19 protein-coding genes and 2 pseudogenes are annotated in these 16,023 nt (G+C 51.6%); 10 read left to right on the forward strand and 11 right to left on the reverse strand.

What is annotated here, in order from left to right; translation table 11 throughout:
- Positions 1-405: a GFA family protein gene (locus LZU96_RS22095; protein ID WP_233988728.1), complete on the reverse strand. Its 405-nt coding sequence runs from the start codon at positions 403-405 to the stop codon at positions 1-3.
- A 235-nt stretch (positions 406-640) separates the two neighbouring features.
- On the opposite strand from LZU96_RS22095, the gene uilS reads away from it, so the two are divergent.
- On the forward strand, positions 641-1,501 hold the full coding sequence (gene uilS, locus LZU96_RS22100; RefSeq protein WP_233988729.1) for a UilS family quorum-quenching N-acyl-homoserine lactonase: 861 nt from the start codon (positions 641-643) through the stop codon (positions 1,499-1,501).
- A 248-nt stretch (positions 1,502-1,749) separates the two neighbouring features.
- Here the strand turns inward: uilS and nudI are convergent, their stop codons facing one another.
- The 6 genes from nudI to LZU96_RS22130 form a co-directional block, all read right to left on the reverse strand.
- Positions 1,750-2,175, reverse strand: a complete 426-nt coding sequence (gene nudI, locus LZU96_RS22105; RefSeq protein WP_233988730.1) for a nucleoside triphosphatase NudI — start codon at positions 2,173-2,175, stop codon at positions 1,750-1,752.
- Between the two features lie 196 nt (positions 2,176-2,371).
- Positions 2,372-2,704: a hypothetical protein gene (locus LZU96_RS22110; RefSeq protein WP_233988731.1), complete on the reverse strand. Its 333-nt coding sequence runs from the start codon at positions 2,702-2,704 to the stop codon at positions 2,372-2,374.
- Between the two features lie 721 nt (positions 2,705-3,425).
- Entirely contained in the window at positions 3,426-4,070 is a 645-nt protein-coding gene (locus LZU96_RS22115; protein WP_233988732.1) for a DUF1109 domain-containing protein, read from the reverse strand.
- A complete protein-coding gene (locus tag LZU96_RS22120; RefSeq protein ID WP_233988733.1) occupies positions 4,057-4,608 on the reverse strand; it encodes a sigma-70 family RNA polymerase sigma factor in 552 nt (183 codons plus the stop codon). The genes LZU96_RS22115 and LZU96_RS22120 overlap by 14 nt, the downstream gene beginning before the upstream one ends.
- 58 nt (positions 4,609-4,666) lie before the next feature.
- The gene (locus LZU96_RS22125; protein ID WP_233988734.1) at positions 4,667-5,905 is read right to left on the reverse strand and encodes a protein-disulfide reductase DsbD family protein; all 1,239 of its coding nucleotides are present in this window, start codon (positions 5,903-5,905) and stop codon (positions 4,667-4,669) included.
- 24 nt (positions 5,906-5,929) lie between these two features.
- Positions 5,930-6,493: a peroxiredoxin gene (locus LZU96_RS22130; RefSeq protein WP_233988735.1), complete on the reverse strand. Its 564-nt coding sequence runs from the start codon at positions 6,491-6,493 to the stop codon at positions 5,930-5,932.
- A gap of 396 nt (positions 6,494-6,889) precedes the next feature.
- On the opposite strand from LZU96_RS22130, the gene LZU96_RS22135 reads away from it, so the two are divergent.
- The 6 genes and pseudogenes from LZU96_RS22135 to LZU96_RS22160 all read left to right on the forward strand — a co-directional run bounded on the left by LZU96_RS22135 (position 6,890) and on the right by LZU96_RS22160 (position 10,563).
- A complete protein-coding gene (locus LZU96_RS22135; RefSeq protein ID WP_233988736.1) occupies positions 6,890-8,098 on the forward strand; it encodes an aldose 1-epimerase family protein in 1,209 nt (402 codons plus the stop codon).
- Between the two features lie 140 nt (positions 8,099-8,238).
- Positions 8,239-8,583, forward strand: a complete 345-nt coding sequence (locus tag LZU96_RS22140; RefSeq protein WP_233988805.1) for a cupin domain-containing protein — start codon at positions 8,239-8,241, stop codon at positions 8,581-8,583.
- Positions 8,584-8,995: 412 nt separating this feature from the next.
- Complete coding sequence (locus LZU96_RS22145) at positions 8,996-9,256, forward strand: type II toxin-antitoxin system ParD family antitoxin (protein ID WP_233988737.1); 261 nt, start codon at positions 8,996-8,998, stop codon at positions 9,254-9,256.
- Positions 9,256-9,363: pseudogene (locus tag LZU96_RS22150) on the forward strand (type II toxin-antitoxin system RelE/ParE family toxin); the annotation flags it as partial. The gene LZU96_RS22145 and the pseudogene LZU96_RS22150, both read left to right, overlap by 1 nt.
- A 28-nt stretch (positions 9,364-9,391) precedes the next feature.
- Positions 9,392-9,880 (forward strand): annotated as a pseudogene (locus LZU96_RS22155) (ABC transporter substrate-binding protein); the annotation flags it as partial.
- Positions 9,880-10,563: a molybdate ABC transporter substrate-binding protein gene (locus tag LZU96_RS22160; RefSeq protein ID WP_233988739.1), complete on the forward strand. Its 684-nt coding sequence runs from the start codon at positions 9,880-9,882 to the stop codon at positions 10,561-10,563. The pseudogene LZU96_RS22155 and the gene LZU96_RS22160, both read left to right, overlap by 1 nt.
- A gap of 75 nt (positions 10,564-10,638) precedes the next feature.
- Here LZU96_RS22160 and LZU96_RS22165 read toward each other — a convergent pair whose 3' ends face one another.
- The gene (locus LZU96_RS22165; protein WP_233988740.1) at positions 10,639-11,220 is read right to left on the reverse strand and encodes a DJ-1/PfpI family protein; all 582 of its coding nucleotides are present in this window, start codon (positions 11,218-11,220) and stop codon (positions 10,639-10,641) included.
- Positions 11,221-11,386: 166 nt separating this feature from the next.
- Positions 11,387-11,782: a cupin domain-containing protein gene (locus tag LZU96_RS22170; protein WP_233988741.1), complete on the reverse strand. Its 396-nt coding sequence runs from the start codon at positions 11,780-11,782 to the stop codon at positions 11,387-11,389.
- Between the two features lie 313 nt (positions 11,783-12,095).
- Between LZU96_RS22170 and LZU96_RS22175 the strand changes: the two genes are divergently transcribed.
- A complete protein-coding gene (locus LZU96_RS22175) occupies positions 12,096-12,893 on the forward strand; it encodes a MetQ/NlpA family ABC transporter substrate-binding protein (RefSeq protein ID WP_233988742.1) in 798 nt (265 codons plus the stop codon).
- Between the two features lie 106 nt (positions 12,894-12,999).
- On the opposite strand, the gene LZU96_RS22180 is transcribed toward LZU96_RS22175, so the two are convergent.
- Positions 13,000-13,707 (reverse strand): phage antirepressor KilAC domain-containing protein, encoded by a 708-nt coding sequence (locus LZU96_RS22180; RefSeq protein WP_233988743.1) that lies wholly within the window; start codon positions 13,705-13,707, stop codon positions 13,000-13,002.
- 554 nt (positions 13,708-14,261) lie between these two features.
- On the opposite strand from LZU96_RS22180, the gene LZU96_RS22185 reads away from it, so the two are divergent.
- The gene (locus LZU96_RS22185) at positions 14,262-14,696 is read left to right on the forward strand and encodes a 6,7-dimethyl-8-ribityllumazine synthase (protein WP_233988744.1); all 435 of its coding nucleotides are present in this window, start codon (positions 14,262-14,264) and stop codon (positions 14,694-14,696) included.
- 52 nt (positions 14,697-14,748) lie between these two features.
- On the forward strand, positions 14,749-15,222 hold the full coding sequence (locus LZU96_RS22190; protein ID WP_233988745.1) for a DUF1348 family protein: 474 nt from the start codon (positions 14,749-14,751) through the stop codon (positions 15,220-15,222).
- Between the two features lie 63 nt (positions 15,223-15,285).
- Here the strand turns inward: LZU96_RS22190 and LZU96_RS22195 are convergent, their stop codons facing one another.
- On the reverse strand, positions 15,286-15,681 hold the full coding sequence (locus tag LZU96_RS22195; RefSeq protein WP_233988746.1) for a hypothetical protein: 396 nt from the start codon (positions 15,679-15,681) through the stop codon (positions 15,286-15,288).
- Between the last annotated feature and the right edge of the window lie 342 nt (positions 15,682-16,023).

Raw genomic sequence — 16,023 nt, forward strand, 5'->3', positions numbered from 1 at the left:
TCAGGCCGGTTTATAGATCAGATGTCCGGCTACGCCACCGGCACCGCCATCTTTAGGATGGTGGATGCCGTCGCTCACCGGCACATCGGTAAAATCAAACGGTGAAATCCCCGCCAGACAGGCAACGTTAACGCCATACTGGTCAGGCTGTGAGCGGCTCTGATGGAAGGTATAAATGCCGCACACTGAACAGAAGTAGTGGCCAACCTGTTTGCTATTGAAGCGGTATTCGGTGAGCTGATCTTTGCCGCGCGTCATCTCGATTTCACGGGCAAATACCACCACAGCGCCGCGCATCCGACAGAACGAGCAGTTACAGCGCCGTACCGTATTAAATCCATCCTTCAGCGTTACGCTGAACGCCACTGCACCACAATGACATTGTGCTGACATCTCATTTTGCATGGTCAACTCCTGAACCGTCCGGACATCCGGATATAAAAATATAGGCCATGATGGTCTGTTGTGCGGAATACCGAATATTGCTTCGCCTGCCGCCGCATTGATTGCCAAAGCGTTTCATTTCTCCCACTGCTCTTGCTTTTTCACTGATCTGGATCGTGGTAAATCCTGAGCTGTCATGAAAAGGTGATTTACCTTCGGCCTGATAATAACGAGTAAGCAAGGAGCATGAATAACGATGGACACCACGACCTCAATATTGCCTGAGGGCATTGCGCTGACGCTTCGCCAGCCAGTCCAGCCCACAAAACATCCGGTCATCATTCTATGTCATGGCTTTTGTGGTATCAGAGAAATTTTACTGCCTGATTTTGCCGACGCCTTTACCCGCGCGGGTTTTGCTACCATTACCTTCGATTATCGTGGTTTTGGTGACAGCGAGGGTGAGCGCGGACGACTGGTGCCCGCGCAGCAAATTGCCGATATTCTGTCGGTTGTGAACTGGGCAAAACAGCAACCCGCGCTGGATCAAACAAGAATAGGCCTATGGGGAACCTCGTTTGGTGGATGCCATGTTTTTGGCGCAGCGGCTGATAATGCCGACATCAAATGTATCGTCAGCCAGCTTGCTTTTGCTGATGGCGAAGCCATTGTGACAGGGCAAATGGATGCGGCAGAAAAAGCGGCTTTCTCGGCAACGCTGGAGAAGATGGCAGAGAAACGCATCAGCAGCGGCAAAGAGATGTTTGTCGCGATTACTCGCGTGTTAAACGATGTGGAATCTAAAACGTTCTTTGAAGAAAATCGACATCATTATCCAAAAATGGATATTAAGATTCCTTTTCTAACCGTCCGGGAAACACTGCTATATAAACCCGCACTCAATGCGGCAAAGGTTCAGTGTCCGACGCTGGTCGTTATTGCCGGTAAAGATTCGGTCAATCCTCCAGAACAGGGACGGGCCTTATTCGAGGCGATAGCCGCAACGGACAAAAAACTTTATGAAGTGACTGACGCACGCCATTACGATATTTACACGGGTGACTTTTTTAGGCAGGTTGTGCAGGTCCAGACCGAATGGTTTGCTGAACATCTGTAACCAGAACCTGATATCGACTCAGGCGAGTTGATCCCGGCTCGCCTTATTTTTCCGTTAACCCTTCCAGTTGCACCCAGCGCCGTCCCGCCACTACCGTGATGGCGATAATGGTGATGCCAGCAGCCAGATGCATCGAAAAATCGATCAGGTGCAGATGGGTATCATGGCAGAGTGACAGCAGTCGTTTGATGTCAGAGCTTAGCGTCGGGGTTCTGCCTGTACATTAGTTTTAAGCTGCTTTCGCGAACTTAAATCATTCCTTTTTGGCTAAAAGTGACCCGAGTGGCCTCATTTAAATCCATACTTTTCATTGTTTCAGGTGATACCCAGATAATTTCCTGAAATTCTTCGTTGAATGTAATGTCCCGATTGGCACTAACGCAATCAAATATAAGATAAATCATGTAAATTTCTTCGGTAGTGCCGTCTGGATAAGTTTTAGTCCTGATGTCATCACGAAAAGCCCACGGTTTAATATCAGTGATAAACAGCTCCGCGCCTAATTCTTCCCTGATTTCGCGCCTAAGTGCAGCTTCCATCGTTTCGTCGGGTTCCATCCCGCCACCAGGCAGCGCCCACTGGCCGGGGAAAACTCCACGATCTGAAGCCATTTTACAAAGCAGAAAATCACCTTCATTTTGTATAACAGGACACACGATTACTCTCTGGCGCATATTATCTCCTTAATAAAATTTCTTTCTGAATTAGGGTGTTGAGGCTCAGTGAAACCCAAGTGCACGTTAATCGATTGTAGGTAAGGACATCTGGAATTCTGCCGGCTTGCTTAGAAAGGAAGTGAAAAACACTTTAATTTCCTTAGAGATAGCAAGTATCTCATTGGATGTTAGTATGTGATTTTTATACTCAAACTTAATTAATGGTCGTTGTTTTTTCATTTTTTGAAATTCTTGTGATTCCTAAATGATCTGGAATAAATATGCCACCTTTAGTTACAAGCAACTCTGTTCCAACTCGTTTCGTTGCGGCAGAGTAATTCAAAGGGTGTGTGTAGCGTGCGCAATTGTTGTATGGTTCATTAATTTCTGGTGCATTATCATAAGTTAAAAGCCAAGGGTGCTTAAGCTTAAAAATAGCTTCAGATACTTTTTCATGATCTTTCGAGTTATAAAAAATTGTATAGAGTAAAGAGCCTTTATCAAAGTAAGGAGGATCAATGCAAAACATTGATTTTTCGGCATGCACTCGTCGATTTCATTCATGAAATCGATGGCGTCTTTATTATACAAATTGATTCTATGTTTGTATTTTTCTATTCGCTTAATTCTATTAATTAATGGGGTTCAATCGCTCATAGTCCATTATGAAGTGATGTCCGACAGTGGAAAGATAGGTCATAAAACCTAACTGTGTTGCGTATTCTATCAAAGTAATTAAGTCTTCTCTGGACGTCGGTTCACCACCAGTAAAACCTAAGCGGCGTAAACCCATCCTATACATGCGTTCAATGACATTAAGGGTAGTAGAAAGAGAAGAATCTTTGATGCCGGAATTGCGAAAACACAGATCGCATCCGAGATTACCGTGTGAGGTTATTCTAAAATCCAGAAGCAAGGTGCTAATGTCCATTATAAGCCCTCTGTTTATTGTAATAAAACATTATAACCATATAGGTTATGTGGCTATTGCTATACGATACTCTCTCCCTGGATAAGTTGAAAGCTAAAATTCAATAGGGCGTACTTAACCTTGCTCGGCTTAGCTTCTTTAATGACAGAATTTTGGTGGGGTCCTATTGGCTACCCCAAAATGGATAGAATGACTGGCGCAAGGGATGAGGATTGGCAATGTTTAAGGGCTTTGAAGATCCTATGCAATAAATCGTAATTCCGGCGAAGAACCATTATGAAACAATTATCCACCATCCCGACGGTCAATTGACTGAGCTTGAGGCTGCGATGGTGCATCAGGCCTGCGCTAACTGCACCCAGCGCCGTCCCGCCACTACCGTGATGGCGATAATGGTGATACCAGCAGCCAGATGCATCGAAAAATCGATCAGGTGCAGATGGGTATCATGGCAGAGTGACAGCAGCATCGAAGAGCTGAACGCGCTGCCGCAACCCGCCAGCGCGAGGCTTTTTGCGGGATGCAAAGAGCGTGTACGCTGTAAGGCAATCACCGATAACAGCATCATCGGCAGGCTGGCAGAGAGCATAAACAGATAGCAGTGTATTCCTTCACCCAGGCGACCTGCGCTCGCTGGCGGCACTGAAGAAGAGAGATTGAACAGATTCAGCGTCAGCCACAGGCCCGCCAGCAGCCATAACCGATACAGGCTGACCGGTTTTCTACCCGCAATACTCAGAGTAAAGGCCGCCGCAACGCTGCTGCCAGCAATGACAAACGCGAGTAGCAGAGCACTCAGGGCGACCGCCGCGCCAGGCTGTGACCAGTCGGTCAGCCGGGTATGAAACGCCCAACTGCTGAGCGCGCCGCAGGGCAGGGCCGCGGCAATCCAGCCGGCAACGCGCCAGGGCGTTGGCCAGACGCGCTGCACCGGCTTGACGGATTCGGTCAACCGATCAATCAAGGGGTCATGATTTCTCATGATTGTTTCCATATTTTCGTAGGTTAAGCATTGCGCGATGCAGCAGCGATTTCACCGCTGACACCGACTGATTTGTTTCCGCCGCAGCCTGCGCCAGACTCTGTTCACGCAAATGAACCGATTCGACAATTTCACGCTGACGCAGCGGCAGATTGCCTAAGTAACCAGTGAGTTCATCTGCTTCAGGGGCGCTCTCGGCACTTTCAGCTGGCTGATGATTCAGCGCATCCTCATCCTGTACTTCCTGCCGACGTCCCCGCTGACGCAGGGCATCTATCGCTCTTGCAGAGGTAATCGCGGCGACCCAGGGCAGGATGGGACGCCGCGGATCGTAGGTATGCCGTACCCGATGAATCGCCAGCAAAGTCTCCTGGATCACATCCTCGACCAGCGCAGCATCACTGATTTTTTTGCACGCTAAAGCCCGGATGGCCGGAACCATCGCTTTCAGCAACTGGTTATAGGCGTATTTATCGCCTTCCTGCGCGCGGGCCATCAGCTGTGGCCATAACTGCGCGCGGTTGTCAGTCTCTGGCATTCATTATCAGCGGGTTAACCGCCTGGCACGCTGCCAGCGTGTTGATTCATTATGGGATTCACGATTTCTTGCCGTTCTCCGTTGCCTGATCCAGCGCTGAAATTACGATCCGCGGCGTCAGAACCTGCGGTAATACCACCGGTTTGCCGCCATTGGCCGGATAGACGACATAGAGCGGCAGTCCGCCGCGGCCAAAATCGCTAAGTGCCTGTTCCACATCCGGATTGTATTTGGTTGAGTCCGCCACCATGTAAATGGTGCTGGTGCGCGCCATCGCCGCTTTGACCGCCTGAGTTGACAGTGAGGTGCGATCGTTAACCTGACAGGTAATACACCATGAGGCGGTAAAGTTCACCAGAATCGGCTTACCCAGGCCTTTAATCGCATCAACATTCTGTGGTGACCAGGCGACCGCGGCGGCGGCCTGTGAAGCCTCTTCGCTTTGTGGTGCTGCGGCAAAACTGTTCAGATTCAGTAACGGCGGAACCACTAATGCCACGAAAAAGGCGGTGGCGAGGTGCAGCGCCCGGTGACGCTGACCCATCATACGGCGTTTCTGCGCCATGCCATACAGCCAGGCCGCAAAACTGAGTAACAGGCAGCAGATGAGAATAGCGGCCAGCGCCGCTGAACCCGCCTGACGCTCCAGCACCCAGATCAACCAGCCCACCGCACCGAGCATCGGGAAGGCCAGACCCTGTTTAAGGGTGATCATCCAGGCACCGGGTGCCGGTAAAATGCGCGCCAGCAGCGGGAAAAAGGAGATCAGGGTAAAGGGCGCAGCAAAACCCAGCGCCAGAGAGATAAAAATCACCAGGCTGACCATGGGCGGCTGAGTCAGCGCATAGCCAACGGCGCTGGCCATAAAGGGCGCGCTGCACGGTGTGGCGACAATAATGGCCAGCGCACCGGTCAGCGCCGATCCCAGCAGACCGCCACGGTCACTGCCTACGCCGCCAACCCGTTGCACTGACAGTCCCACCTCAAACAGCCCGAGCAGATTCAGTGCAGAACCGAGCATCACCAGAATCAGCAGTGCGATCACCACCGGTGACTGCAACTGGAATCCCCAACCCACTGAAGCCCCTCCGGCACGCGCCAGCAGCAGCACCGCGCTCAGTGCGACCATCGTCACCACGACGCCGAGCAGGAAGGCCAGCCCTTCACTGCGCGCATGGGCGGGCTGGTCGTGATGGCGAATCAGGCTCAGCGCTTTCAGTGAGATCACCGGAAAAACGCAGGGCATTAAGTTGAGAATAATGCCGTCCAGAAAGGCGGCTGCAATGGCTGTCAGCATGATGAACCTACTCGGAAAGTGAGATTAAGCCGGATTGGCCTGACGATATTTTTTAACCGCATCCATCGCTTTCTGGATATGGGCATCAGGATTTTTGTCGGTATAGCTGAGCAGAATTTTGCCGTCCGGCGCAATAACGTAAGAGGTACGGTCAGAGAGTTTCTGGCCTTTCATCTCCATGGTGCTGTTATATTCGGCCGCCACTTTTGCGCCAGGATCGGCCGCCACGGTGAATTTATCCCGGCATTCCAGCTGCGAGAATTTTGCAATCTGATCGGTGTTGCCCGCGGTCACGCCAATGACGGTCGCGCCCTGTTTTTTAAATTCATCAGTTGCTTCGGCAAAGTCGTGGGCTTCCAGCGTACAGCCGGCGCTAAACGCGGCGGGGAAGAAGTAGAGCACCACGGGTCCTTTCTGCAACGCCTGTTGCAACGAGAAGGTGGTCGCTTTACCAGCCAGCGCGGCTTCCAGCTTAAAGTCAGGCGCTTTTTCACCGACCTGCAGGGCAGCCAGGGCGGAACTGACCGGGACGCTGAGCGCCATCAGGGTGGCAATAGCCAGGGTTTTCAGGGTGGTTTTCATCGGCATAGCTCTCTCTCCGTTAACAGGCAGGCGGTGTCGCCTGATGACCTTATTAACAGGTTCGCTGGCCAGCTGAAAAAGTTGCGGGTGAGTTTCATTATTTTTTTATTTTTAACCGGCCGGAAATCAAACCGCCTGAACAGGCTGAGTGGATATTAACCATCCTGAATGATCCGGCTGCCAGCCGATTACAGGCTGAATCGTGTAATGCTTTTACTGTTTTCTTCACGCAAATGGCTGCAATAACTGTTAGCGCGTTCATCTTTGTGTGACTGAGCACGCATTAATGCGTCATTCTGATGAGCTTTTTTCAGCAGGTGAGACAGGTCACGTTTCTGTTAACGCGCAGCCCGTAGATTTCCCTTAAATCATGAAAAAACGATTCAGCAAAAGGGATAAATAATGAAGATAAAACTGGCGTTAACGGTACTGGCTCTGCTGGTTTCGGGTTCTGCAACCGCAAAAACCTGGGTGCTGACGAGTGCTGAACAGGGCATGGATAAAGGCAACTGGCAAATTTCCAGCAGTGAGCTGAAACTGTCAGGTAAGCCGTTCAGCATTGAACAGCAGGTGTTGCACGGCGGTAAGCAGGAAGGCAGTAAAATTCTGGTTATCAAAAGTCAGGATGGCCTGACTATTACGCTGAGCCCGACCCGTGGCATGAATTTATTGCGTGTTGAAGGGTTTGGCAGCCGTATGGGCTGGGATTCGCCAGTTAAAGAGGTGGTCAACCCGGCATTTATTAATCTGGAGAGCCGCAACGGACTGGGCTGGCTGGAAGGTTTCAATGAGATGATGGTGCGCTGCGGCTATGAATGGACCGGCCATCCGGTGACCGCCGACGGTAAAATTTATACGCTGCATGGTAAAGCCGGTAATACCCCGGTTTCTCAGCTGGAAGTGGAAGTGGCTGACGCAGCACCGCATGAGATTCGCATCCGCGGTTTAATCAAAGAGAGCACCTTTAAAAAAGCGGATCTGCAGACCCTGACTGAACTGCGCTACGTACCAGGCAGCAACAGTTTCAGCCTGCACGATGTGTTAACTAACCATGCAGATTATCCGCACGATTATCAGATCATTTATCACAGCAACTTTGGTACGCCGATTCTGGAAGAGGGTGCGCGTTTTATTGCTCCCATGTCAGGCATCAGCCCGTTCAACGATTATGCCAAAGCTGGTCTGAAAACCTGGCAAACCTATCAGGGGCCAACCAAAGGTTTTGATGAGATGGTGTTTAATGTCAAACCACTTGCTGATGATCAGCATCAGTCAGTCGCGGCGGTGGTGAATAAAGCCGGTAACCTTGGTGCCTCGATCCAGTTCGATACCCGTCAGTTGCCGGTGCTGTCGCTGTGGAAAAATACCGATACCCTGAAACAGGGCTATGTAACAGGAATCGAACCCGGCACCAGTTATGCTTATCCGGTCACCATTGAACGTGAGCAAAAGCGCGTTAAGCAACTGCAGCCCGGTGCCAGCACGGCTTTTGATCTGACTTATACCTTGCTGCACAGCAGTGAGCAGGTGAATGCGGTTGAGCAGCGGATCAAGACTATCCAGGGCGAGACAAAAATCGATGAAAACGCAACGCCAATAGCCAAAGAGTAACGGTACGATAAAAAATCCCGTTAACGTCAGTGGCGGTTGCGGGATTTTTTTCTGCTGATATTCTGCGGTATTGATCAGCCAGTGCGGGCTGCCGCGCGGAGCAGATAATGAGAGGTTTATTATCAGATTTCGGGGACGCAATGATTTCTAAAGAGAATGCTGAGCACTATCAATGGGGAGATGCCTGTGACGGATGGTATCTGCTGAAGCGCCAGGATATGTTAATCATTCACGAAAGAATGCCGCCTGATAGCCAGGAGAAACGCCATTTTCACTCGATTTCACGCCAGTTTTTCTTCGTGCTCGACGGCGTGCTGACCATGGAACTCAATGGCGAGAAGCATCAGATTGCTGCGAGGCAGGGAATTGAAATTCCACCTGAAGCTAAGCATCAGGCGCGAAACGAATTCGATAGCGCAGTAGAATTTATCGTCATTTCCCATCCAACGACGCGCGGTGACCGCTCTGACTTAGCCGGACAGTAGTGGGACGGGCAGCAGGGACTGGGCGCGTGAGACTGGCAACCTGCTGGCAATGCGTTTGACTGGGCTTATTTAACATAAGATAGATTATGCGCACCTAATGTGTTAGACCAATTTAGTAATGTCACTTTTTAGCCATTTAGAAATGTCCCTTTTTTTGGCATAAAGACACTAAGCTTTTGCGACTAACCTGACGCTCCAGGACCGATTAATCAAAGAGATGCGACTCGAGGACATCAGCTGTATCGAGAAAGCCAATGTCTGGCTGGACAGCTCCATCCTGGACTGCAACCGCCGCTTTGCTAAGGCCCCCAGGCAGAGCATCGCCTGGAAAAGATACCAGATACTGCGGATAATAGATGGAGCAGTATACTAACAGTTAATAACTGATAGTAATCCTGATGGAGATATGACCATGCCAACCAGCGTAGCGCTCAGTCCTTACTTCGAAGCGTTCATCCGTGAACAGATAGAAAGCGGACGATATAACAACACCAGTGAGGTGATCCGTGCGGGACTCAGGGCACTGGAAGAACGGGAGCAGCAGATGAAACTTGAATCACTGCAAAAAGCGGTCAGTGCAGGTATAAACAGCGGCGAAAGCAAAAGTGCAGAAGAGGTGTTTGGTCGCCTGTCACAGAAATACCGACGTCAGGCTGAAGGCGGTAAGGCGTAATGAAACTGGGTATTTCACCTCTGGCAGAACAGGATATGGAAGCCATCGGCGACTATATCGCGGAGGATAACCCTGTGCGTGCGATGAGTTTCACGGCAGAGCTGTACGCTGATAGCTGAATCACCGGTCATCTACAAGGGTCGTAAAATCGTCAGCGATCGCCTGAAGGATATTCCGGCTGAGAAACGTATTCGTGCCTATATGGCAAACCCGCAACTGACCACCTACGGTTCCGGTAAATATACCGGCCTGATGATGGCGCACGCTGGTGCGGTTAACGTGGCGGCGGCGACCGTGCAGGGATTTAAATCGGTGTCGATGGAACAGGTTATTGCCTGGAATCCGCAGGTGATTTTTGTGCAGGATCGTTATCCCTCCGTGATCGATGAAATCAACCATTCGCCACAGTGGCAGACCATCGATGCGGTTAAAAATCATCGGGTCTATCTGATGCCGGATTATGCCAAGGCCTGGGGTTACCCGATGCCGGAAGCAATGGGCATTGGCGAACTGTGGATGGCGAAAAAACTCTATCCGGAGAAGTTCCAGGATATCGACATGCGCAAGCGGGCTAACGACTGGTATCAGCGCTTTTACCGTACCTCATGGCAGGGAAGCGACTGATGCGCGTACTGGCGGCGGGCAGTCTGAAAAGCGTCTGGCCCGCGCTGATGGCGCACTTTCCCCAACCCGTTGATACCCTGTTCGGTCCGGCCGGACTGTTACGTGAGCGCATTGAAGCCGGTGAACCCTGCGATCTGTTTGCATCGGCCAATAGGGCTCATCCCGCGTCGTTGCTGGATCAGGGACGCGCGCTGTCGATCGTCCCGTTTGCCAGCAATACGCTCTGTCTGACCGTTCGCAGCGATCTGCTGCACCCGGGAGACGACTGGCTCACCCTGCTCACCCGCAGAAATCTCCGGATAGCTACCTCTACGCCGGGCGCCGATCCTTCAGGTGACTACACGCAGCGGCTGTTCACCCTGATGGGTGACGCCGGGGAAGTGGTTCGCCAGCGGGCGATGGCCCTGGTTGGCGGCCGTGATACTCCGCCTGTTCCACACGGCAGGCTGGCGGCAGAATGGCTCATTCGGGAGGGTAAGGCGGATCTGTTTATTGGCTATGCCAGCTATCGGAGCGCTCTTAGCCAGATTGCCGGGCTGACGGTGCTGGAGATTCCGGCGGTTTTTAACCCGCCAGCAGAATATGTTTGTGCGGTCATCACGCCTCAGGCAGAGGCGCTGGCGGTGTTTTTAGCTTCGCCACTGGCGAAATCGGTGCTGCGGCAGGCCGGTTTTGGTGGTTAACCTCAATCCCGATAAGGCTGCGTCCTGCCGTTGCGGTAACATCCCGTCAGCGTAACGGCTGACAGGATATCAATCCTAAAGCGTGGTGAAATCGACTTTCAGGGTGTGGCTGATATGCTCAGCCTGTTCCCGGACGTTATCGCCCTCCCCGGTCAGCAGATAAGCAATCGCGAAGGCAAAATCAAAAACGGCACCCAGATCCTGCCCGCTGACCAGGTTGCCATCTTTAACTACTGGCGCATCGACATAGCGACCATCGGTGACATCCTGGTACGACGTTCCGGAGCTGACAAAGTGGCGACCTTTAAGCAGACCCTGTGGCGCCAGTACGCGTGCTGCCGCAGAACAGATCGGGCAAATCAGACGACCTTCCTGATCGTGACGGCGAATAAACGCGATTACCGCCTCATTTGCCGCGAGGTTTTTACTGCCATCCGGCCCGCCAGGAATAATCACCGCATCAAACAGCCTCTCCCGATTGTTTTCCAGCAGATCATCCGCCAGCACCTTCAGGTTGTGATAGCTGGTGACCTCTCTGGTGGACTGGCAGGCCAGCGTTACAACGTGAACGCCCAGCCGTGAAAGAATGTCCAGAGTGACGATGGCTTCGGCTTCTTCAAAGCCAGGCGCAAGCAAAAGAGCAACGTTCTTATCCATGAAATTAATCCTTTTTGCTGTAGATGAAATCTGATTCGGTGGAGAGGAGAATGAGAACCATCAAACCTAATCTGGCCGGGCAGCGGTTTTACTGATCCTTATCAAAACAGAGCACGTCGGCCTGAGATTTACATCAGGTGAAGATGGCCAGGTGCCCTGCTCTTGGCTAAAACTCTTCCGGCTCGCCGGGCAGCGGCTCAGTCAGTTCCTGCCCTTTTACACCGGCATAGGTAATTACCAGTTCAGCCGGCTGGTCGAGGGTAAAGCCCCGATGCGCACTGTTAACCGTTTCATTCAACGCCTGTCCGGCATGAAAAGTTTGTTGTTCGCCGCTCTGTTTATCTTCAACAATCAGGGTGCCGGAAAGAACAAATGCCGCATTGGGCATCGGGTGTGTATGCCAGGGTAATGAGGTATTGGCCGGCAGAGAGAGACGCATTACGGTAAGCTCCGGCTGTCCGGCCGGATAGCATTCAATCCTTTCGCCGTTCCAGGCCTGACTGCTGCGCATCACTTCGACGGCGGTGACCTCTGAAGCGCTGCGGGTATCCTGTTTTGACATGGTTAATCCCGGTATTTAATCAGTGAAATCCAGGCGTCTGACGCCTGCTTTGCGCTCTAAGCATAGAATAAAAATGGTGATCTGCTTATCCATTCTGATAAGGCGGGTCGCCGACTTTCTGCCTTGATCGGAAGGGGCTTTATTGCCGCCATTGAAGGTGGTCATTCGGCGCGTAATAAATAACCCGCCTGAGTTGTTTAATTTATGAGCAACAGGATGTTTTATAGTTATAAGTTATATCCCTCAGTCAGTACGCAACCTGGCGATTCTGTATTATCTTTGAAGCCATCTACTACCTGAGGGATTTCTGATAATGAAAGGTCTGTTTACGGCGTTACTTGCCAGTTCTGTTTTATTATTATCCGCCTGCTCAAAAGATGACGACAACAAAGTTAAAGTAGCGATTAATACCGGGCCGGATGAAGCCATCTGGCAGGTGGTAAAACAGGTCGCAAAAGATAAATATCAGCTGGATGTGGAAGTGCTTAACTTCAACGATTACGTCTTACCCAATGAGGCGCTGAATAATAAAGAGGTGGATGCAAACGCCTTCCAGAGTCTGCCTTATCTTGAAGATCAATCTAAAGAGCGCGGTTACAAATTTGCCGTGGTCGGTAAGACCTTTGTCTTCCCGATTGCCGCTTACTCGCACAAAATCAAAAACATCAACGAGCTGCAGGATGGTGCCACTATCACTATCTCTAATGAAGCAACGACTTTGGGACGTAGCCTGTTATTGCTGCAGGCCCAGGGCCTGATTAAACTTAAAGAGGGTGTGGGTTATTTACCGACCTCACTCGATATTGTTGAGAATCCAAAACATCTGAAGCTGGTTGAAGTCGATACGCCACAACTGACCCGGACGCTGGATGATCCTAACGTTACCCTGTCGATCATTAATACCAACTTCTCGGCTCAGGCTGGATTATCAGCACACCGCGATGGATTATTTATGGAGAGTGCCGCCTCACCTTATGTCAACGCGCTGGTTTCGCGCGAAGATAATAAAGACAGCGATAAAATTCAGAAGCTGAAGTCAGCGCTGCAGTCACCTGAAGTCGCTGCGAAAGCGGAGGAAGTTTATAAAGGCGATGCCATAAAAGGCTGGTAATCAGCATCCATTAAAATCGAAAAGGCCGCAGTGATGCGGCCTTTTTCTATGTTGTGTCAGGAACAAACGCACTGTGTTTATGACACGCTTTCGGCGGTAAAACCCATCAGGCTGCGGCACCTTTTGGCTGGGCAGAGACGTGGCCTGCCCACAGGCTGGCAACCCACTTCACGCCTTTAGCCGTGAAACGTGCCTGGGAAAAGGCATGCTGATTTTCGCCCACGCCGGAGTGCAGCGTGAAATAACCGGCCTGCAGATGGTAATGCTGCGGCGTCAGTGTTCCTTTGGCGCGATACATGATATTGCGTTCCAGCAGGAACTGGCGAAATTCAGGTTCTTTCACTTTCAGCATCTTGCACAATTGGCGAAAACCCAGCGAATCCTCGACTTCGATGAAGTTATCGAAGAAGGCCGCCTTGGGGGCGGAAAGCGCCAGCTGCTGTTCAGCGGCCTGACGCTGCTCGAACTGCTCAGCCCAGGCACGAGCGGCTTCTGCCGGATTGGTAAAGTCAGGCAGATGTGTGGTTTTCTCGCGATCCTGCCAGCGGTCCAGCACTTCAGCGGTAAAACCCGGCGACAGGCGTGCCACGGCCAGCAATGAGTCACGTTTGTTCAGCCGGTACTCCTGACGCACTTCCCCTTCCCGCTCATAGTCATTAACAATGATCGGCTGCGACAGGCGCTGGGCGGTCTCCAGGCTTTTAATTAACCGCTTAACTTCTCCATGCGTGATGCCGGTCATCTGCGCCAGTTCACGGCTGCTCATTGTGACCGATTGTTCCAGTGATTTGAGGCTTTCAGTCGAAATCATCATGGGTTGACCCCTCACTAACTCTACCAATACCCAGCGGGCAGTAGAATTATTATACAAACACCTGTTCAAATATCCAGTATTTTATTTAACCGATTGGTTAAAAGGAATCGATGACTTAAACGGGCAATTGAGTGGCATGCCGTAACGGCCTGAAGACACCGCGAGCTGAAGGATTATCGATCGCACTCACCGCAAGGTTACCGGCCAGCAAAAAAGGGCAGCGACAGGCTCGCTAACGGAAAAGAACCTGCAATTTCACCCTTAAGCGCTGTTAAATAAAGCAAGATCGTTAAAGACGGACGGGGTCTGTTTACATTACAGTATCATCGTAGCGCTCGAATCCGCCTTCGACGCTGCCCAGCGCCCCGGCTATGGGGCAGCAGGACAACCTGATTTGTCCGCCGCTGGGTATCTGACCGTGCCAACCCGCGGGCCATCAGAGGCTCGCCGACAGGGTGGAAAGCGTGGCTTTCCGGGCTAAAACTATTAATCCGGTGGCGCAGGATGTTGACCTGGCCCATTTTCCCCGGATGTCATCTTAACTGGAGTAAGTCATGCAGCCGTTGAAAGTCGCCTTTATCAAAGCTAACTGGCATAGCGAAATCGTTTCCCAGGCCCTGTCCGGATTTGAGCAGGAACTGGAGAGTCGCGGGACGCCGTATGAGATCAAAACATGGGATGTTCCCGGCGCTTTTGAAATGCCGCTGCTGGCGCAACGTCTTGCGCAGACCGGAAAATTCGATGCCGTAGTCTGTGCCGCACTGGTGGTCGATGGCGGTATCTATCGCCACGACTTCGTTGCACAGGCGGTAGTCAGCGGTCTGATGCAGGCTCAGCTGGCCACCAATGTGCCGATTTTCTCCGTGTCGCTGACGCCGCACAACTTCCAGCCAGCGCCGGAATTTATCGATTTCTACACTGAGCACTTCGTGAAGAAAGGCAAAGAAGCGGCGCGCGCGGTCAGCCAGATCCATGCCATCGAACTCTGATTGACGGGTCAATGCTGCGGCTCAGCCTGATTGCAAGCGCGGGGAGATAAAGATGGAAAATGCACGTCCGCCTTTGCCGCCGTTTAGCGTGGCGCAACAGGCTATTGAAAAAGTGCGTCTGGCAGAAGATGCCTGGAACAGTCGTGATGCTGAACGGGTCTCACTGGCTTATACCGCCGACAGCCAATGGCGTAATCGCGATCTTTTCATTACCGGCCGCAGGGAAATTGTCGCTTTTCTGCAGCAGAAGTGGCTACGCGAGCAGCAATACCGGTTGATTAAGGAGCTGTGGAGTTTTGATGGCAACCGGATTGCCGTCCGTTTTGCCTATGAATGGCACGATGCCCATCACCAGTGGTTTCGCTCCTATGGCAATGAGAACTGGGCGTTTGACGACAACGGTTTGATGATGCAGCGCCACGCCAGCATTAACGATCTGGCGATCCCTGAGGAGCAAAGACTGTTTCACTGGCCTCAGGGTCGCCGTCCTGATGATCATCCTTCGCTCAGCGAGCTCGGCCTGTAAACAGCCTGTATGCAGATTCACCCAGCGGAAAGCCTGGCTTTCCGCTGCGCTCCCGATTCGCTGTTAACCCTGCTCGTCCGGATGTTCTACAAAGCTCGCCTTATTACGCGTGACGGTATAGGCCACTTTTTTGACGTCCTCAGGTGACGTTGTCACCTCTATCGGAGCAATAGTGACGCGCCCGAGCCCGAACAGAGTCGGAACATAACCGCCCACCTGATGCTTTCCTGCCGGAACATGCAGCAATTTGCTCTGACCATCAGGCAACTCACCCGCATCTTTGCCATCAACGGTTAAAAAGACATTAGAGCCATCATCTGCGCGGGTCTTGATGTGTGAGACATCAATCTGCGTAGGGCCAGCAGCAAAATCGGTGGCAGCATCAGTAGCGCCATGTCTGGCACAACCGGTCAACACAACGGCAGCCGTCGCAACGGCAAGTGTAAAACGATAACGCATTTGGCAGTCTTTCTCCTGGTCATTTGAACCGACTATTTTAGCGTTTTAGCCGGGGGATGAAAGGGAAAGAGAGCTCAGCATGCTCTTAAAAACGGGGGTTTTCGCTGTTTACATAAGCTGTTGTAGTCTGAGAAAACTTTACTGAGTAAATACACAGGCTTTTCCCGCGGGGATACCTGATCATTTAACCACCTGAACAGCCTAAGAATAACCCGCTTTTCAGGGCGAATAAGCGCAGCGTCAGGCGCGTAGCAGGCTGTTTTGTCTCAGTTCAACCCCTATCAATTTGCCTTTATGAGGTTCATAGTGGTTGTTCATCCCCGGTCAAGTCCGGCGGCCTTT

The organism is Pantoea agglomerans, assembly GCF_021397715.1.
In the GTDB taxonomy this organism is placed as follows: domain Bacteria; phylum Pseudomonadota; class Gammaproteobacteria; order Enterobacterales; family Enterobacteriaceae; genus Pantoea; species Pantoea astica.